Origin of the sequence: Enterococcus sp. AZ015, from assembly GCF_050499225.1 — a bacterium.
Classification (GTDB): domain Bacteria; phylum Bacillota; class Bacilli; order Lactobacillales; family Enterococcaceae; genus Enterococcus_D; species Enterococcus_D entomosocium.
Genome location: NZ_JBMHEX010000001.1, coordinates 1453115 through 1471588, shown reverse-complemented (window position 1 = coordinate 1471588; position 18474 = coordinate 1453115). Strand labels below are relative to the sequence as shown.

At 44.5% G+C, this 18474-nt stretch carries 17 protein-coding genes; 3 read left to right on the top strand and 14 right to left on the bottom strand.

Annotated elements, in window-relative coordinates:
• Window positions 1-19: 19 nt before the first annotated feature.
• From purD to purC, 9 genes are all read right to left on the bottom strand, one after another.
• On the bottom strand, window positions 20-1306 hold the full coding sequence (gene purD, locus IGK85_RS06870) for a phosphoribosylamine--glycine ligase (protein ID WP_008381457.1): 1287 nt from the start codon (window positions 1304-1306) through the stop codon (window positions 20-22).
• 16 nt (window positions 1307-1322) lie between these two features.
• Window positions 1323-2858: a bifunctional phosphoribosylaminoimidazolecarboxamide formyltransferase/IMP cyclohydrolase gene (gene purH, locus IGK85_RS06865; RefSeq protein WP_008381459.1), complete on the bottom strand. Its 1536-nt coding sequence runs from the start codon at window positions 2856-2858 to the stop codon at window positions 1323-1325.
• Entirely contained in the window at window positions 2851-3435 is a 585-nt protein-coding gene (gene purN / locus IGK85_RS06860; RefSeq protein ID WP_008381461.1) for a phosphoribosylglycinamide formyltransferase, read from the bottom strand. Before purN ends, purH begins: the two co-directional genes overlap by 8 nt.
• Window positions 3432-4478: a phosphoribosylformylglycinamidine cyclo-ligase gene (gene purM, locus IGK85_RS06855; protein WP_005236392.1), complete on the bottom strand. Its 1047-nt coding sequence runs from the start codon at window positions 4476-4478 to the stop codon at window positions 3432-3434. Before purM ends, purN begins: the two co-directional genes overlap by 4 nt.
• Before the next feature lie 115 nt (window positions 4479-4593).
• Window positions 4594-6018 (bottom strand): amidophosphoribosyltransferase, encoded by a 1425-nt coding sequence (gene purF, locus IGK85_RS06850; protein ID WP_005236394.1) that lies wholly within the window; start codon window positions 6016-6018, stop codon window positions 4594-4596.
• Window positions 6003-8231 (bottom strand): phosphoribosylformylglycinamidine synthase subunit PurL, encoded by a 2229-nt coding sequence (gene purL, locus IGK85_RS06845; RefSeq protein WP_005236395.1) that lies wholly within the window; start codon window positions 8229-8231, stop codon window positions 6003-6005. The genes purF and purL overlap by 16 nt, the downstream gene beginning before the upstream one ends.
• On the bottom strand, window positions 8224-8901 hold the full coding sequence (gene purQ / locus IGK85_RS06840; protein WP_005236399.1) for a phosphoribosylformylglycinamidine synthase subunit PurQ: 678 nt from the start codon (window positions 8899-8901) through the stop codon (window positions 8224-8226). Before purQ ends, purL begins: the two co-directional genes overlap by 8 nt.
• A complete protein-coding gene (purS, locus tag IGK85_RS06835; protein WP_005230018.1) occupies window positions 8898-9170 on the bottom strand; it encodes a phosphoribosylformylglycinamidine synthase subunit PurS in 273 nt (90 codons plus the stop codon). Before purS ends, purQ begins: the two co-directional genes overlap by 4 nt.
• Window positions 9161-9886 (bottom strand): phosphoribosylaminoimidazolesuccinocarboxamide synthase, encoded by a 726-nt coding sequence (gene purC / locus IGK85_RS06830; RefSeq protein ID WP_005236408.1) that lies wholly within the window; start codon window positions 9884-9886, stop codon window positions 9161-9163. Before purC ends, purS begins: the two co-directional genes overlap by 10 nt.
• 214 nt (window positions 9887-10100) lie before the next feature.
• Here purC and IGK85_RS06825 point away from each other — a divergent pair, with 214 nt between their 5' ends.
• From IGK85_RS06825 to IGK85_RS06815, 3 genes are all read left to right on the top strand, one after another.
• A complete protein-coding gene (locus IGK85_RS06825; RefSeq protein WP_005236409.1) occupies window positions 10101-10535 on the top strand; it encodes a hypothetical protein in 435 nt (144 codons plus the stop codon).
• A 101-nt stretch (window positions 10536-10636) separates the two neighbouring features.
• Window positions 10637-11242: a DUF1054 domain-containing protein gene (locus tag IGK85_RS06820; RefSeq protein WP_008381464.1), complete on the top strand. Its 606-nt coding sequence runs from the start codon at window positions 10637-10639 to the stop codon at window positions 11240-11242.
• Between the two features lies 1 nt (window position 11243).
• Window positions 11244-13292: a penicillin-binding transpeptidase domain-containing protein gene (locus IGK85_RS06815; protein ID WP_008381466.1), complete on the top strand. Its 2049-nt coding sequence runs from the start codon at window positions 11244-11246 to the stop codon at window positions 13290-13292.
• Between the two features lie 46 nt (window positions 13293-13338).
• Here IGK85_RS06815 and purB read toward each other — a convergent pair whose 3' ends face one another.
• The 5 genes from purB to IGK85_RS06790 all read right to left on the bottom strand — a co-directional run bounded on the left by purB (window position 13339) and on the right by IGK85_RS06790 (window position 18467).
• The gene (purB, locus tag IGK85_RS06810) at window positions 13339-14637 is read right to left on the bottom strand and encodes an adenylosuccinate lyase (protein ID WP_008381467.1); all 1299 of its coding nucleotides are present in this window, start codon (window positions 14635-14637) and stop codon (window positions 13339-13341) included.
• A gap of 13 nt (window positions 14638-14650) precedes the next feature.
• Window positions 14651-15769 carry a 5-(carboxyamino)imidazole ribonucleotide synthase gene (gene purK / locus IGK85_RS06805; RefSeq protein ID WP_172634721.1) on the bottom strand — a complete coding sequence of 373 codons (1119 nt, stop codon included), beginning with the start codon at window positions 15767-15769 and terminating at the stop codon, window positions 14651-14653.
• On the bottom strand, window positions 15762-16250 hold the full coding sequence (gene purE / locus IGK85_RS06800) for a 5-(carboxyamino)imidazole ribonucleotide mutase (RefSeq protein ID WP_005236418.1): 489 nt from the start codon (window positions 16248-16250) through the stop codon (window positions 15762-15764). The genes purK and purE overlap by 8 nt, the downstream gene beginning before the upstream one ends.
• A gap of 331 nt (window positions 16251-16581) precedes the next feature.
• Window positions 16582-17886: a nucleobase:cation symporter-2 family protein gene (locus IGK85_RS06795; protein ID WP_008381472.1), complete on the bottom strand. Its 1305-nt coding sequence runs from the start codon at window positions 17884-17886 to the stop codon at window positions 16582-16584.
• Window positions 17886-18467 (bottom strand): xanthine phosphoribosyltransferase, encoded by a 582-nt coding sequence (locus tag IGK85_RS06790; protein ID WP_008381474.1) that lies wholly within the window; start codon window positions 18465-18467, stop codon window positions 17886-17888. Before IGK85_RS06790 ends, IGK85_RS06795 begins: the two co-directional genes overlap by 1 nt.
• Window positions 18468-18474 lie beyond the last annotated feature (7 nt).

Genomic DNA, 18474 nt, shown 5'->3' with positions numbered 1-18474 from the left:
TTACACACAGAAAGGTTCTTTACTTCATCGCCTTTGATGAGTTGCTATTTTGCAAGACTTTATCACCGATATCGTTTCGATAATACAAGCCAGATAACGACAACTTGCTGATTGCTTCATAGACGTTCTTTTGTGCAGTAGCTAAATCCTCAGCTGAAGCTTCCACAAGAAAAACGCGCCCACCAGCTGCCGTCAAATCGCCTTGATCAGCAGTCTCCTCCACTCCTGCATAAAAGAATTGTGTTCCTTCTCCTTGAGGAGATGGAACAAGCATTCCTTGCTGATACTTGCCAGGATATCCTTGCGATGCAATCACGACACCGATCGAAGCCGATTGATTCCATTGGATCGTAGGTACTTGGTCCTGTAAGAGATCATCAATGATCTGGGCTAGACTGCTTTCTAAACGACTTAACACGACTTGTGTTTCTGGATCGCCGAAACGCGCATTGAATTCGATGACTTTCGGTCCATCATTGGTAGCAATCAGACCTGCATAGAGAATCCCCGTAAACGGTGTATTGTTGCGAATCATCCCTTTTGCTGCAGGAAGTAAAACTTCTGCTACCGCTTGATCGACCATTTCTTGCGGAATCTGCGGTACCGGCGTATAAGCCCCCATACCTCCTGTATTCGGACCTAAATCGCCATCGAAGGCACGTTTATGGTCTTGGGCAATGACCATTGGATAGACGGCTTCGCCCTTCACAAATGCCAATAGCGAAAACTCCTCGCCAGCCAAAAACTCTTCGATCACCACTTTTGCACCACTTTCACCGAAAGCATTTTGCTCCAGCATCGCTTCGACTGCTGCGTTTGCTTCTTCAATGGTTTCCGCGACAACCACGCCTTTGCCCGCCGCTAAACCATCTGCTTTGATGACGATTGGCGCACCTTTACGTTGGATATAGGCTTTTGCCTGGGCACTATCTGTAAAGCTTTGATAGTCTGCTGTTGGAATGTGATTGGTTCGCATCAATTCTTTGGCAAACTCTTTTGATCCTTCAATCATCGCTGCTTGGCGATTGGGGCCAAAAATTTCCAAGCCCGCCCCCTGAAAATCATCTACGATGCCATTTAGCAACGGAACTTCCGGACCAACGAAGGTCCAATCAACCTCCTGCTCTTGAGCAAAAGCAATTAGACTTTCATGATCGGACTCTTCAATTGCGACTGTCTTAATCCCGTCTTTTCGCATACCGGGATTGCCCTTCGCACAAAAGACTGTTTCCACTTGAGGATCCTGCAGAAACTTTTTTGCGACGGCATGCTCTCTACCGCCACTACCAATAACAAGTATTTTCATCGTCTTCTCCTATTTCTTAGTGTTTAAAATGACGAACACCAGTAAAGACCATCGCCACACCGTATTTATCTGCCATGTCGATCGACTCTTGATCTTTGATACTGCCACCAGGTTGAATAATCGCTTTGATTCCTTGTTGCGCTGCATATTCAACACTGTCATCCATTGGGAAAAAGGCGTCGCTTGCCAGCACTGAACCAGCCAGTTTATTGTTTTCACGGGCTTGTTCGACGGCGATTTTCACCGAACCCACGCGGTTCATTTGACCAGCGCCGATCCCGACGGTTTGCTGTTGATTGGCTAAAACGATGGCATTAGATTTCACGTGTTTCACCGCTTTCCAAGCAAAAGCCAAAGCTGCGCTTTCTTCTGTTGTTGGCTTTCTCTTTGTCACCACGGTCCAATCTTCTGGTGTTTCCATTTGATCATCTGGTTCTTGCACCAATAAGCCTCCAAGGACAGAGACAACTTCTGGCTGTTTGGCTGCTTTTTCGAAATCAACAACCAGCAGGCGCAGATTTTTTTTCTTCGTTAAGATTTCTAGTGCTTCTTCTTCAAATGCAGGTGCAATAATGATCTCAAGAAAAATCCGCTGCAGTTGCTCCGCAGTTGCCACATCAACTGGACGATTCAAAACAATGATCCCGCCAAAAATCGACACTGGGTCTGCTTCGTAAGCTTCTTGGAAAGCTTCAGCAATCGTTTCTCCACTTCCGATTCCACAGGGATTCATGTGCTTGAGGGCTACTGCAGTTGGCTCTGTAAATTCTTCTGCGATCCGCAAGGCAGCGTCAGCATCTTTAATGTTGTTGTAAGACAATTCTTTGCCGTGGATTTGTTTTGCGCTGGCAATCGAATAGGGCACGGGTAATGCATCTTGATAGAAGGAAGCTTTCTGATGACTATTTTCACCATAACGCAATGTTTGTTTCAAAACATAGGTTTTCGTCAAGGTCTCTGTTTCTGTTTCAGCCACCGCTTTGGTCAAGTATTCACCAATCAAGGCATCGTAAGCGGCGGTATGGCGGAAGACTTTGGCAGCTAATTTCTTTCTTGATGCCAACGTCGTATTGCCTTCCTTCAGCTCAGTTAAAACCCAGTCGTAATCCTCGGGATCAACGACAACAGTTACTGAGGCATGATTTTTCGCCGCAGAACGTAGCATGCTTGGTCCGCCGATGTCGATATTTTCGATTGCGTCGGCTTCTGTGACGTCAAGCTTACTGATGGTTTCTTTAAATGGATAAAGATTGACGACAACAAGGTCGATCGGTAAAATGCCATGCTCAGCCATTGCCTCCATATGAGAAGGCAGATCACGCCGTCCTAACAGACCACCATGCACCCGTGGATGTAGCGTCTTGACCCTACCATCCATCATTTCAGGAAATTCTGTGACCGATTCGATGCCGATCGGTTGAAGCCCCGCTTGTTCCAAGGCCGTTTTTGTCCCGCCAGTTGAGATAATCTCAAATCCTAAATTGGTCAATTCTTGGACAAATGGTACGAGTCCTTCTTTGTCAGACACACTGATTAATGCACGTTTATTCACGATTCGATAGCCCCTTTTCCACGATTTCAGCTAAAACAGCTGGATAGATTTGATGTTCTACTTGATGAATTTTTTCTGTCACATTTGCTAATGTATCGTCGGTGTCGATCCGAACGATTTCTTGGGCAATGATTGGCCCTGAGTCAATGCCGGCATCGACATAATGAACCGTCACTCCCGTCACTTTCACGCCGTAAGCGAAGGCATCGGCGATCCCAGATTTACCTGGGAAACTCGGCAACAAGGAGGGATGGATATTGATGACTCTGCCTTCATAAGCGGATAATAGAGTGTTGCCGATGATTCGCATGTACCCTGCTAAAACAATAAAATCGATGGCATGATCCTGCAATTCTTCGATCAATTTATTTTCAAAGGCTGCTTTTGATGCAAATGCCGCTGGCTCTATGACAAGCGTTTCATAGTCTCTCGCGCGGGCTTTTTCTATTACTGGCGCTGTAGGTTTATCGGAAAAGACCAACCCGATCTGCGCTCCTTTGATTTTATTTGCTTGGATCGCATCGGCGATTGCTGTAAAATTGCTGCCCGTTCCAGAAGCAAAGACGGCGATCCTCATCGGACTGCCTCTTTGAAGCAAACGGCTTCGTTGTTACGTTTGGTCACTTTACCGATCCGGTATGCTTGTTCTTCATTGGCGGATAGAAGTGCCATCACAGCCGCAACATTTTCTGGCGCAACGGCTAAGACCATACCGATACCCATATTGAAAATCTCGAACATTTCTTGATGAGGAATCGCGCCATGAGTAGCGATCATATCAAATATTGGCAACTGCGGCCAAGTGTCTAAGGCGATTTCTGCCGCAAGTCCTTCAGGCAGCATCCGTGGAATATTTTCAACAAAGCCGCCACCTGTGATATGAGAAATTCCAGCTAACAATCCTTCTGTCAATAAAGGTTTCAGTGCATCAACGTAAATTCTCGTTGGCGTCAATAAACTTTCTGCAAGCGTTTGGTTGCCAAGTTCCGCAAACGTTTCTGCTCCTGTATAGCCATGCTGTTCAAAAAAGATTTTTCTGACTAAAGAGTACCCATTAGAGTGAATGCCTGAAGAAGGCAAACCAATCAGCTCATCGCCCTCTTTAATGGTTTCTCCAGTGATCAACCGACTTTTTTCGACGATCCCTACGGCGAAACCAGCAAGATCATATTCTTCCGGCTGATACATCCCCGGCATTTCAGCGGTTTCTCCACCAATCAGGGCAGCCCCCGCTTGCACACAGCCCTCTGCGACACCAGCAATGATTTGTTCGATCTTTGCCGGATCGTTTTTACCAACTGCAACATAGTCAAGGAAGTAGATAGGTTCTGCCCCTTGAGCGACGATATCATTCACGCACATCGCGACGCAATCAATGCCGATCGTTGTGTGCTGTTCTTGTTGGATCGCCAACAAAAGCTTGGTTCCTACACCATCCGTCCCAGAAACGAGTACCGGTTCTTTCAATTGGTACGATGATAAGTCAAAACAGCCACCAAAGCCCCCGATTGCCCCCATCACGCCTAGCCGTTCTGTTCGTTTCACATGCTTTTTGATCCGTTCGACTACTTCATAACCGGCTTCGACATCGACACCGGCTTTTGCATATGCATTTGCCACGTTCGTTCCTCCTCAATCATTCATCCGCTTTTCTTCATTCAGCTCATTCGTCGTTAACGCAAGTAAACCAGCGGTTCTTCACTGCTTCGTTTGAAAAACCATTTTTGCCTACTATTTATTCAGCTAAAGACGCGAGATAGTTTTCTTCATAATCATACAAAGGGGTTGGATAATCGCCATTGAAATAGGCCATACACAAGCCTGAGTAAGGTGCGTCAAAATCTAAACCGATCGCTTCGATCAACCCGTCTTCACTTAAAAAGGCCAAAGAATCTGCTTCGATTTTTTCACAAATCTCAGCTTCCGTATATTTGGCTGCGATCAATTCTTTTCTCGTTTGAATGTCGATCCCGTAAAAACATGGATAGCGCAAAGGCGGCGAACCGATACGCACATGAACTTCTTTCGCACCTGCCTCTTTTAGCAGTTGCACGATACGGCGGCTGGTGGTTCCTCGGACGATCGAATCGTCGACTAGAATCACTCGTTTGCCTTCGACTACGCCACGAACAGCTGAGAGCTTCATTCGCACGCCTTGTTCCCTTAACTCCTGCGTCGGTTGAATAAACGTTCGTGCAATGTATTGATTTTTTACTAAGCCCAATTCATAAGGAATACCTGAAGCTTCTGCGTACCCGCTGGCAGCAGATAAGGATGAATTCGGTACACCAATGACCATATCCGCTTCGATCGGCGCCTCTTGTGCCAAGCGACGGCCCATATTTTTACGGGCACGATGAACATTGACGCCAGCGATGTTGGAATCAGGACGGGCAAAATAAATAAACTCCATCGAACAAATCGCCGGTTGTACTTCTTGGGTATACTGCTCGATTTGAATGCCTGCATCATCAATGATCACGACTTCGCCCGGTCGGACATCACGAATAAATTCCGCACCGATGACTTCCAACGCACAGGTTTCTGAAGCCACCACATAAGCACCATTGACCATTTTCCCGATTGACAATGGCCGAAAGCCATTGGGGTCTAGTGCTGCGATCATGGCATTTTCCGTCAGTAAAAGGTACGCAAATCCACCTTTAACTTGATTTAATGCCTCCTTGACCCGATCCATAAAAAGCGGTTCTTCGCTGCGACGGATCAAGTGCATGAGAATCTCTGTATCGGAATTCGAGTGGAAAATCGCACCAGCCTCTTCTAATGATTTCCGTAGACTTTTCGCATTCGTCAAGTTGCCGTTATGTGCTAAGCCAATCTGCTGATCAAAAAATTTGAATAAAAATGGTTGAATATTATCAACGCTACCATTACCAGCAGTTGCGTAACGAACGTGACCAATGGCAGCATCTCCTGTCAGACGCTGGAGGACACGTTCATCCGAAAACACTTCCGCTAGCAACCCTAAATCACGGTGACCATTGAGTTTTCCCGCATCATTCGTGACGATCCCAGCACCTTCTTGGCCGCGATGTTGCAAACTGTGTAGTCCGAAGTAGGTGACACGAGCGGCATCTGGATGACCCCAAACACCAAAAACCCCACATTCCTCGTTGAGGCTCTTTACTTCATTAAACATGGAATGGTTTCCTCCCATTTCAATTTCGCCTCAGTAAGGGGCATCTCGATCGTATCATCTTGTGCTTGCATGCGAATCTGGCCATCAGCAGTCACTTCCCCGATCGCTATTGCAGCAGCACCTACCAGTGCTTCAAAAGCTGTTTGCTTATCAGGTGCGACTGAAAGCACAAAACGGGATTGGGTTTCTGAAAACAATTGTGCTGCTGGCAATGACACGGTCACATTTAGACCAAAGCCCTTGTCAAAAGCGGATTCGGCTAAAGCGATCGCTAAACCACCTTCGGCACAGTCGTGGGCACTTTGAACAAGACCTGCTTGGATCGCTGCGGTAACCAAATGTTGGTTCGTTTTTTCTGTTTCAAGATCAAAGGACATTAAACGCCCAGCGATCTTTCCTGTCTGCAGTTTTTGCAATTCAGACCCATTGAAATCAGCATGGGTTTCCCCTAGGACATAGATCACATCCCCTGCTGCTTGGAAATGCTGCGTCGTGATATGCGCCAGCTCTTCGATCAATCCGACCATCCCAATTACAGGCGTTGGATAGACCGATTGTCCGTCCGTTTCGTTGTATAAGGAGACGTTCCCAGAGATTACTGGTGTCTCTAGTACACGACAAGCTTCTGAGATCCCGTCAGCAGCCGTAGATAACTCCCAGAATCCTTCTGGTTTATCTGGCGAGCCGAAGTTAAGGCAGTCAGTGATCGCCAATGGACGCCCACCGGAAGCGACGATATTTCGAGCAGCTTCTGCAACTGCGATCTGTCCGCCGACTTCAGGATCTAAGTAAAGGTAACGAGCATTACAGTCAGTCGTCATCGCCAAGGCTTTATTGGTTCCCTTGATTCGTAAAACGGCCGCATCACTGCCGGGTCCTACCACGGTATTGGTACGAACTTGCGAATCGTAGGTTTCAAAAATCGAGCGTTTCGAAGCGATCGTCGGCTGCTGCAGCAGGTCCGCAAATACAGACGTTGCTGAATGAATCACTGGAACAAAGTCCGGTGTTTCCTTAAACACTTTGATCCGTGCTGGTTCTGCCATCTCTTTGTAGTAAGTCGGTGCATCTTCAGCTAAAGCATCCACTGGTAAATTAGCGACTTCCTGTCCATGATGGAACAAACGATAGTTGCCATCATCCGTCACTTCACCGATCACGACTGCTTCTAGATCGTATTTCTTAAAGAGGGCTTCCACTTCAGCTTCATGCCCTTTTTTAACACAGATCAGCATCCGCTCTTGGGATTCTGACAACATCATTTCATAAGGCGTCATATTGGTTTCTCGTTGTGGAACATCATCTAATGTTAAGCGCAAACCTGATCCGGCTTTTGATGCCATCTCGGCACTAGAAGAAACCAATCCAGCAGCACCCATATCTTGAATTCCGACTAAAATGTCCGAATGATCCACGATCAATTCCAAACAAGCTTCCAACAAAAGTTTTTCCATAAAAGGATCACCGACTTGTACGGCGGAACGTTGTTGTTCTTCTCCTTCGACAAATTCTTCCGATGCAAAAGTCGCCCCATGTATCCCGTCGCGTCCTGTTTTTGCGCCGACATACATGATGGTGTTCCCAACACCTTTGGCCTGCCCTTTTTGAATATCCTTGTGGGCAATGATCCCTACACACATCGCATTGACTAACGGATTGCCTTCATAACAAGGATCAAATGCCACTTCACCACCAACGGTCGGAATCCCGATACAGTTGCCATAGCCACTGATCCCAGCAACGACTTCTTCCAAAAGATATTTCGTTCTTGGATTATCTAACTCACCAAATCGTAAGGAGTCTAAAACAGCAATCGGTCTTGCTCCCATACTAAAGATGTCGCGGATGATTCCACCAACACCAGTTGCTGCTCCTTCATAAGGTTCCACCGCAGAAGGATGATTATGGCTTTCCGCTTTGAAAACGACGGCTAGATCATCGCCGATATCCACGATACCCGCACCTTCTCCCGGACCTTGCAGTACTTGCGGCCCATCTGTCGGGAATTTCCGCAAAACAGGTTTGGAATTTTTGTAAGAACAATGTTCACTCCACATCACTGAAAAGAGTCCAGTTTCGGTATAGTTTGGTAAACGTCCCAAAATATCTTCTGAGATCATCCGATATTCTTCTTGGGTCAATCCCCATTGCTCGTATAATTTCGTGTCTTTGATTTCTTGTGGTGTAGGTTCTTTTACGATCATTTTATCCATTTACCGGCACCTTCCCAAAATTTTTCAATAATGAAGCAAAAAACTTCTTGCCATCTTCTGAGCCTAATAAACTTTCCATCGCTCGTTCTGGATGGGGCATCATGCCTAGGACATTGCCTGCTTTGTTGCAGATACCAGCGATATTGTGTAGACTGCCGTTGACGTTATCTTCATAACGGAAAACGATTTGATTGTTGGCAACCAATTCCTGATAAGTCGTTTCATCACAATAATAATTGCCCTCACCATGAGCGACAGGAAGCGTAATGACTTGATCCGTTTCATATTCAGAAGTAAAAGCTGTTTGATTATTCACTTGCAGACGGACCGGCTTGCAAATAAAATGCAATGATTCATTTCTTTGTAAAACCCCTGGTAACAAGCCCGCTTCCGTTAAAATTTGAAACCCATTGCAGGTACCAAAGACAGGTTTGCCTTCATTTGCCAAACGAATGACCTCTGACATGATCGTAGAAAAACGGGCAATCGCTCCGCATCTTAAGTAATCACCATAAGAAAATCCTCCTGGAAGCAAAACACCGTCAAAACCGGCTAAGCTTTCTGCATCATGGCGCACATATTCTGCTTCTGCCCCCATGATATCTTTGATTGCCCACATCAAATCAACATCACAATTTGATCCAGGAAAGACGATCACTGCAAATTTCATAGGGCTGCTTCCTCCATTTGAACTATTTCATAACGGTAGGTTTCCATATTGACGTTTGCTAAAAGTTTGTCACAGATCGCTTCAATCTCCTCTGCTACTGCTGCTTGTGTTTGATTGTTGGAAGGTGTCACTTTGATTTCAAAGTATTTCCCGATGCGAATATCACTGACATCTTGATATCCTAAGCGATGAACAGCTCCTTTGACGGCTTCTCCTTGAGGGTCCAAAACAGATTCCTTATAAGTGACGTAAACTTTGACTAAATACATGTTGAATTCTCCTTTTCTAAACGATTTAAAACTTCTTCATAAACAGGAACGATGTCCCCTAAATCACGACGATAGACATCTTTATCAAGATGTTCATTTGTACCCATATCCCATAAGCGGCAAGTATCTGGTGAGATCTCATCAGCCAGGAGCAACTCGCCCTTCTTGGTTTTGCCGATCTCGATTTTAAAATCGATCAGTTGAATCTGGATACTTGCAAAGATTTCCAGTAACGCAGCGTTGACTTGTAGTGCCAGTTTTTTGATCAGGTCCAGTTCCTCTTTTGTGGCAAGACCCAAATAGAACACATGATCGTCATTGATAAACGGATCATCTAAGCGATCCTCTTTGTAGTAAAACTCCACGATCGGCTTTGGCAGTTTGGTTCCTTCTTCGATGCCCAAGCGCTTTGAAAAACTACCAGCAGCCGTATTGCGAACAACGACTTCTAAAGGAATCATGGTGACAGCTCGAATTAATTGTTCGTGTTTAGACACTAATTGAAGAAAGTGACTTGGGACATTTTTATCAGCTAAACGCTGAAAAAGATGCGCAGTGATCTGATTGTTTAGGGCACCCTTCCCTGCGACTGCATCTTTCTTTAAACCGTTCAGCGCAGTTGCTTGGTCCAGATAAAGGACTCTCAACACATCTTCTTCGTTGGTTTTAAACAATTTCTTGGCTTTTCCTTCATAAAGAAGCACTTCTGATTCCATATTCCACCTCAGTTAAGTATTATTTTTCACATAGCGATGACACACATCTTTATTTGTTTATTATTCTAACAACGCTGAAAAAGCGGGTCAACGATTATCTGTACATTTACACATTAATAAACACGAATGTTCGCCTTTTATCCCATCAAGCAAGTTTACCTCTCCCGTTTGACTGGCGAAGGGTTTTATAAAGCGTTTACAACATTCTATTTTCATGCTATATTTAGGTCGTATTGTAGCTACATTCAAGGAGGAGTACTATATGTGGTCGCTAAAGAATCGTGCTGAACTTTTTTTAGCTCATCTAACAGACAAAGAAAAACAACAGCTCCATAACGAATTATTGGCCGTGCAGCAAATCCTTTCCATTAACCAACAAACGAGTTTCTATGTATTCAGTCCCTTCAAAAAAGGGGCACGTCCTCACTATGCAGAAGAACAAAAAAGAGTTCTACAATTTCAAAATGGCCGCAATGACGAATTGATCATTCACCAGATACATCGTCAAAGCTTATTTAAACATACGTATTCTTTCCGTATTTATTTTAATTTAGAAGAAATGGACTTTTCTTTTTTAGACGATCTTTTGCATCTTTTGAAGGAACAAAGTCAAGCCCCTACCTTTAACTTAAGTCACGCTACGCACTGACGGGTGATCACTAAATAAAAATAAGATAAAAAAAACAAAAGCCCGAAATTTTACGGGCTTTTTTTGTTATACTGTTTTCAGACAAAAGAAAGGACACGATTATGCTATTTACAAAACAGTCATTTGATGCTTTTGCTTTAGAAACATTAGAAGAAAGAATGGAAAAAATCCGTTCAGAGATCCAGCCGGTTTTCCAAACCATCGGCGAGGCAGCGATCCCATTATTTGAAGAAAGCTGTCAAGACCCTTTTTATTTGCATATCGCACAGCATCGGCGTAGAACCGTCTACCCTCCTGCCGAAACGTGGGCGGGGATCGGCCCTAACAAGCGTGGTTATAAAATGGATGCCCACTTTCAAATTGGGATCAATCAAGAGTATGTCTTTGTTTGGCTCAGTGTGATCGATCAACCGAAAAATCAAGCAACGATCGCGGAATCTTGGCTGGCTCAAAAAGAATTATTTGATCAATTGCCAGCAGACTTTACGCTATCTCCTGATCATACCAAGTATGACCACTCTCCAATCGCTAAATGGCCAACCTACTTAGAACGATTACAGAAAGTCAAAAAAAGTGAACTTCAAATTGGCAAGATCTTTCCAAAAGAAATGATCGAAGACGTTGAAATGGCGGATATTTTAGCAGTTTATCAAACGCTGTTGCCGCTTTATCACGCCCGTTTGTCGGCACTAAAGGAGGAACAATAATATGTCAGAAAACCGGCGCTCTCGCAAAGAAAAACCAGCGAAAAAACCTAAGCGTTTCGTCTGGCTGGCACTCCCTGCCGCCTTATTAGTACTTGGTGGCGGTTATTATGGCTATACAGTCTATCAAAATCGACAAGAAGAAGCAGCAGCAAAAAAAGTCCTCAATTCCTTTATCGATGCTATATCTGATCAGAAGTACAGCGATCTATCTGCTTTACTGACCGAAGAAAGTTTGGAATCAAACGGCTTTACCGCAGACGAAGTCTCAGCAAAATACGAAGCGATTTTCACTGGTATCGGTGCCGAATCATTTAAAGCTTCAGGAATTGAGGTAACGCCCGATGATAAGGATTCCGATCAATTCAATTTCCAATACAACGGTTCCTTAACCACCTCGTTAGGTGAATTAACAGAGCTGTCTTATAGTGGCACGATTACTCTGACTGATGACCAAGCCAAGATCGATTGGTCGCCTCAATTGATTTTTCCGGGAATGGAAGGACAAGACAAAATCAGTATCTCTGTAGATAATGCCACACGTGGAGAAATCCTCGACCGAAATAATGAACCGCTAGCAGAAAATGGCACGCTCTATCAACTAGGCGTCATTCCTGGGCAGCTGGGTACGGGAGACGAAAAAACCGCCAATATCAAAGCAATCGCGGAGCGTTTTGACCTAACAGAAGATGCGATCGATCAAGCATTGGCTCAATCGTGGGTCCAAGATGAGTTGTTCGTTCCCTTAAAGATTATCGAACCAACCGATGAAATGCCAACTGGAACAAGTTTAAAAGAAACGACGGGACGGACTTATCCTCTTGGAGAAGCCGCTGCCCAGTTGATTGGTTATCTAGGGAACGTGACTGCAGAAGATATCGAAAAGGATGAAACGCTAGCAAGTAACGGACAAATTGGTCGTAGTGGTCTGGAAGCTGCCTTTGACAAAGAGTTGCGGGGCGAAAATGGCGGAAAAATCGCCATCACTGATGAAGACGGTGCTGAAAAATCGGTTCTTTTAGAAAAAGAACGGGCAGATGGTAAAGATATCCAACTGACCATTGACGCACAAGCCCAAAAGACAGCTTTTGACGCCTTACAAAATCAGGCGGGCTCCACGGTCGTCACAGAACCAAAAACCGGTGATCTGCTAGTATTAGCCAGCTCACCAAGTTATGATCCCAATAAAATGACCCAAGGAATCTCACAAGAAGACTATGATGCGTATGAACAAAATGAAGCCTTGCCTTTCATCAGCCGCTTTGCTACGGCCTATGCGCCAGGTTCGACCTTTAAGACCATCACGGCAGCGATTGGCTTAGAAAACGGTACGATCGACCCTACCCAAAGTATTGCGATCGATGGATTGAAGTGGCAAAAAGACAGCTCGTGGGGAGACTACTTTGTCACCAGAGTCAGCGATGTAGCTTCTGTCAATCTAAAAGATGCACTGGTTTACTCTGATAACATCTATATGGCACAACAAACCTTAGCTATGGGTGAAGATGCTTTTCGTAATGGCTTGTCGAAATTGATTTTTGGCGAAACGTTTGATTTACCGATTGCGATGAATCCTGCTCAAATTTCCAATGAAGAGTCCTTCAACTCAGAGATTTTACTGGCAGATACCGGCTATGGGCAAGGAGAACTGTTACTGAATCCCATTCAACAAGCTGCTGCTTACTCGGTCTTTGCCAATCAAGGGAAGCTGGTCTATCCCCGTTTAGTGAAAGAGGCAGAGCAAAAAGACAAAGAAGTCTTTAAACCAGAGACGATTGAGCAAATCAATCAAGATTTGACAGCTGTTGTCTCAGATGCCAACGGAACGGCACACTCTTTGGCAGCGCTGAACATTCCGCTAGCTGCCAAAACAGGAACTGCTGAAATCAAAGAAAAGCAAGATGAAAAAGGCCAAGAAAACAGCTTCTTATTCGCCTTCGATTCGCAAGATCAAGGATTTCTGATGATTTCCATGTTAGAAGATCGCCAGGAAAACCAATCAGCAACTGGTTTAGCACCTGATCTATTGACCTACTTAGCTGAACATTATTAAAAAAAGCTGCAACCTTAAGACGGAGGTCTCAAGGTTGCAGCTTTTTTTATTCGGCTAAACCGACACGTTCAAAGATCGTGTCAACTTGTTTTAAATGATGGTTGTAATCAAAGGCATCGTCCAAATCAGCTTTGGTCAAAACATCCGTGATTGCTGGATCAGCTTCTAACAATGGGCGGAAATCCGTTTGTTCATCCCAAGCTTGCGCTGTTTTCGGCTGAACCAAGTCATAGGCTTGCTCTCTGGTCATTCCGTGATCGATCAATTTCAACATCACCCGTTGGCTGTAGATCAATCCAAAGGTCGCATTCATATTGCGCTTCATATTCTCTGGGAAAACGGTCAGATTTTTGACGATATTGCCAAAGCGATTCAGCATGTAATCGATCAAAATCGTCGTATCCGGAATAATGATCCGTTCTGCCGATGAATGTGAGATATCCCGTTCATGCCAAAGGGAGACATTTTCATAAGCCGTCACCATATGACCGCGAACGACTCTTGCAAGTCCGGCCATATTTTCAGAACCGATTGGGTTACGCTTATGGGGCATGGCAGAAGAACCTTTTTGTCCTTTGGCGAAGAATTCTTCAACTTCCCGCGTTTCTGATTTTTGTAGTCCACGGATCTCAGTGGCAAATTTCTCAATGCTCGTTGCGATCAACGCCATTGCTGAGAAATATTCAGCATGTAGGTCACGAGGCAATACTTGCGTGGAAATATCTTGCGCACGAATCCCTAGTTTTTCACAGACATACTCTTCGACAAATGGAGGGATATTTGCAAAGGTTCCAACAGCACCACTGATCTTTCCAGCTTCGACCCCTTTTGCTGCCCGCTCAAAACGTTCAACATTGCGTTTCATTTCTGAATACCACAAGGCTAATTTCAAGCCAAAGGTCGTTGGTTCCGCATGAACACCATGGGTACGTCCCATCATCACGGTATGCTTGTATTCTTTGGCTTTTTCGCCAATGATCGTCACGAAACGGTTCAAATCTTCACGAATCAAATCGTTGGCTTGTTTCATCAAGTAGCCATACGCCGTATCAACAACATCCGTTGACGTCAAGCCGTAGTGGACCCATTTACTTTCATCACCCAAAGATTCAGAGACTGCTCGGGTAAAAGCAACCACATCATGTCGCGTTTGCGCTTCGATCTCTAAGATACGGTCGATATCAAAGGATGCTTTTTCACGAATCAATGCAACATCCTCTTTCGGTATCTCTCCTAATTCCGCCCAAGCTTCGTCAGCTAAAATCTCGACTTCTAGCCACGCTTGGTAGCGATTTTGATCGGTCCAAATAGCACCCATTTCTGGTCTTGTATAACGCTCTAACATGTTTTTATCTCCTTTAATCCCAAATATTGGTTTGATAGATTTCTTCAGTGGTTTCTGCAATGTCTTCCGTCAAAATAGTGATATGTCCCATTTTGCGACCGGTTTTTGCTTCTTCTTTGCCATAGTAATGAAATTGCCAAGCAGGTTTTGTGGCAATCAGATCATAGGTTTCTGTCAATTCATCTCCTAAGACATTGACCATGACTGCTGGTGAAAGCAAAGAAACTTCCGGCAACGGCCAGCCACAGATGCCGCGGATATGAGCGTCAAACTGACTCATGGAGCAAGCTTCGATCGAATAGTGACCCGAATTATGCGGACGTGGCGCCAATTCATTGACATACAAGCCGCCGCTTTTGGTCAGGAACATTTCGATGGCTAAAACGCCTTGCAGATCCAAAGCTTTTGCAATAATGTGAGCGATCCGTTTGGCTTCTTCGGCAACTTCTGGATCAATGTGCGCAGGAGCGATCGTTTGATGCAAAATATTGTTACGGTGGATATTTTCTACCACTGGGAAAGTGGTAAAGGTTTCTCCATTACCGGCAACTAAAATCGATAATTCTTTTTCAAAAGGAATCCATGCTTCTAATTCGCAAGTTCCTTCGCGAAGTAAATTCATGGAAGGCGCCAAATCAGCCGTACTGTAAAGCACGTGCTGTCCTTTTCCGTCATAGCCGCCTCTGGTGGTTTTTAATACACAAGGGTAACCAATGCTATCGATGGCATCTTGGATGTCTGTCGGGCTGATGATCGTGGCATAAGGTGCAATCACGATATTGTTTGCCTCTAAAAATGACTTCTCTAACAAACGATCTTGAGTGATTGCTAACAGATCGGTGCCTTGAGGGATATGTGAGTAAGGCAAAATAGAGTTCAATGCTTCAACACTGACATTTTCAAATTCATAGGTGATTACATCGGCACGTCGAGCCATTTCTTCTAAAGCAAACACATCATCATAGGCAGCAACAATATGCCAATCAGCGACTTGGGCTGTTGGACAATTGGCAGTAGGGTCTAAAACGCCAACCCGAAAGCCCATTTCTTTGGCACTCATTGCCATCATACGACCTAGCTGTCCTCCGCCAACGATTCCGATCGTTGCGTTGGGCATTAAAGGTTTAATCAAGTTGATCACTACTTTCCAATACGATTTCTTTTAATGTATTTCTTCGTGCGTCTAATTTCTCCGCTATCTCTAAATCATACATGGAAAGCATCTGGGCTGCAAGTAGTCCTGCGTTAGTTGCGCCAGCTTTTCCGATCGCCGTTGTTGCTACTGGTACACCACCCGGCATTTGCACGATCGATAAAAGGGAATCCAAACCGTTTAATGCGCGTGATTGGACGGGAACACCAATGACCGGCAATGTTGTTTTAGCTGCCACCATTCCCGGCAAATGGGCAGCGCCACCCGCTCCTGCAACAATGACTTTAATCCCTTTTTCTCGGGCTGTTTCTGCAAATTCGAACATCAAATCTGGTGTACGATGTGCCGAAACGACTTTTTTCTGATAAGGTATCGCTAACTCATCTAAAATCAAGCAGCACTCCTTCATTGTTTCCCAATCTGATTGACTTCCCATAATCACTGCAACTGCTGGTTTCATTCAATTTTCCCTCCACTGATTTTTTACGATTTTCTTCTGAATGAACCTCAGAAGTATTTTTCTTACGAAAATCATTTTGTTAGCAACCTTTTGAAGCTACGTCTGAGATATCCCAAAGTCACATGGCTCTGCTAACATTCACTTTCACCTCTAAATAGTAACGAGTTGCCCGAGCAATGTCAAAATATTTTCGAACTATTAACAAATTTTACTTTTCATTGTTCGCTTTTATCTCAAAGATATGTATTCAACACGTCAGATATCCGATAATAAGACAAATAAAGGAACAATACAAAAAATCCAGACGAATCCTCGTCTGGATCAAATAAACTTACTGTTGCAAGCTCAATTCCGTCACTTCGTCTGTTTCTTTCGGCAGTCCATTAAAGAACAGATTCAAAACAATGGCAGTCAAACTACTCATGACGATCCCATTGCCTGTAAACATTTGAACGGTTTCAGGCATTTGACTGAATAAAGTGGGCATCATATTGAACCCTAAACCAAAACCGATTGATACTGCAATCACTAACAAGTTCTTGTCATTCATAAAATCAACTTTGCTCAGCATTCTCATCCCTTGAACAGCCACCATGCCAAACATCACTAACATGCCGCCGCCAAGCACTGCCTCTGGAATGATCTGTGCGATGGCACCGACTTTTGGAAACAACCCTAATACGATCAAAAAGATTGCTGAAAAGAAAATCGGACGGCGAGTCTTAATGCCTGAAAGTTGAACCAAACCTACGTTTTGTGAAAATCCAGTATAAGGAAACGTATTGAAGATCCCACCAAGGATCACCGCCAAGCCCTCCGCACGATAGCCGCGCTTTAAGTCATTGCCTGTAATCGGTTTTTCAGTAATGTCTCCCAGTGCAAAATAAACGCCTGTGGATTCTACCAAACTAACGATGGAAATAATGATCATCAAGACGATCGACCACAGATCAAAGGTTGGTAAACCGAAATAAAAAGGCTGAGGCAAATGAAACACAGGTGCATGAGTGATGGCAGAAAGATCAACCAAGCCTAATAATGCTGCTAAAATAGTCCCACCGATCAAACCGATCAGTACGGCAATCGAGCGAATAAAGCCTTTGCCAAACACTTGCACGCCAATGATCAGCGCAATCGTCACAAAGCCTAACAATAAATTCGTTGGATCACCAAAGTTAGCAGCTGCGGCATCCCCTCCACCGATTTTGGTGATGGCGACTGGAATCAAGGTCAAGCCGATGACGGTAATCACCGTTCCTGTCACCAATGGAGGGAACAAAACTTTGATTTTCGAAAAAATGCCGGCGATCAAGACAATGAAAATCCCAGCAGCAATGATCGCTCCGTAAATCGCACTGATTCCTGATTTGGTGCCAATCAAAATCAATGGGGAGACAGCTTGGATGGCACAACCTAAAACGACTGGTAGGCCGATCCCAAAAAAGCGGGTGACGACTAATTGCAAAAGCGTAGCGATTCCGCACATGAAAATATCGATCGAGATCAAATACGTCATCTGCGCTTCATTAAAGCCGAGGCCTGTTCCAATCAACAAAGGGACGGCAACAGCTCCTGCATACATCGCTAGCAAATGCTGCAAGCCCAAAACTGCTGAACGGCTATTCGTCTCTTTCATTAGGCATCTCCTTCTAAAAAGTTAACTTGGCCTTCCGACAATGAGGCGATTCGTGCTAAGGAAACAACGGGGATTCCCATTTCTTCAAGCAATTGTCGACCAGTTTGGAATGATTTTTCAATGACGATCCCAATGCCAACGACTTTTGCGCCTGCTTGCTGACACAATTCGATCAATCCTTTTGCAGCTTGTCCGTTTGCTAAGAAATCATCAATTATTAATACCGTATCATCTGAAGATAAGAATTTCTTAGAAATCGATACTTGGCTGGTCACTTGCTTAGTAAAGGAATAGACCGATGCGGTCAACAACTCTTCATCCATCGTCAGACTCTTTGCTTTTCGAGCAAAGATCATTGGTACCTGCAACTTTTCTGCAGTATAAAGTGCTGGTGCGATCCCTGAAGCTTCGATGGTCACTACTTTGGTGATCCCACTTTCTTGAAATCGTTCTGCAAAAACTGTACCGATTTCTCTCATCAACTCATAATCCACTTGGTGGGTCAAAAACTGGTCCACTTTGAGAACCCCTTCACCCAAGACGTTCCCGTGTGTTTTGATACGCTCAACTAATTTATCCATCCTAGCT

What these genes read in the sequence shown, in the direction of transcription:
- purD (WP_008381457.1), bottom strand. Translation starts at nt 1,306, where the DNA reads ATGAAAATACTTGTTATTGGTAGTGGCGGTAGAGAGCATGCCGTCGCA.
- purN (WP_008381461.1), bottom strand. Translation starts at nt 3,435, where the DNA reads ATGAGGATCGCCGTCTTTGCTTCTGGAACGGGCAGCAATTTTACAGCA.
- purF (WP_005236394.1), bottom strand. Translation starts at nt 6,018, where the DNA reads ATGTTTAATGAAGTAAAGAGCCTCAACGAGGAATGTGGGGTTTTTGGT.
- purL (WP_005236395.1), bottom strand. Translation starts at nt 8,231, where the DNA reads ATGGATAAAATGATCGTAAAAGAACCTACACCACAAGAAATCAAAGAC.
- purQ (WP_005236399.1), bottom strand. Translation starts at nt 8,901, where the DNA reads ATGAAATTTGCAGTGATCGTCTTTCCTGGATCAAATTGTGATGTTGAT.
- purS (WP_005230018.1), bottom strand. Translation starts at nt 9,170, where the DNA reads ATGTATTTAGTCAAAGTTTACGTCACTTATAAGGAATCTGTTTTGGAC.
- purC (WP_005236408.1), bottom strand. Translation starts at nt 9,886, where the DNA reads ATGGAATCAGAAGTGCTTCTTTATGAAGGAAAAGCCAAGAAATTGTTT.
- IGK85_RS06825 (WP_005236409.1), top strand. Translation starts at nt 10,101, where the DNA reads ATGCTATATTTAGGTCGTATTGTAGCTACATTCAAGGAGGAGTACTAT.
- IGK85_RS06820 (WP_008381464.1), top strand. Translation starts at nt 10,637, where the DNA reads ATGCTATTTACAAAACAGTCATTTGATGCTTTTGCTTTAGAAACATTA.
- IGK85_RS06815 (WP_008381466.1), top strand. Translation starts at nt 11,244, where the DNA reads ATGTCAGAAAACCGGCGCTCTCGCAAAGAAAAACCAGCGAAAAAACCT.
- purB (WP_008381467.1), bottom strand. Translation starts at nt 14,637, where the DNA reads ATGTTAGAGCGTTATACAAGACCAGAAATGGGTGCTATTTGGACCGAT.
- purE (WP_005236418.1), bottom strand. Translation starts at nt 16,250, where the DNA reads ATGAAACCAGCAGTTGCAGTGATTATGGGAAGTCAATCAGATTGGGAA.
- IGK85_RS06795 (WP_008381472.1), bottom strand. Translation starts at nt 17,886, where the DNA reads ATGAAAGAGACGAATAGCCGTTCAGCAGTTTTGGGCTTGCAGCATTTG.
- IGK85_RS06790 (WP_008381474.1), bottom strand. Translation starts at nt 18,467, where the DNA reads ATGGATAAATTAGTTGAGCGTATCAAAACACACGGGAACGTCTTGGGT.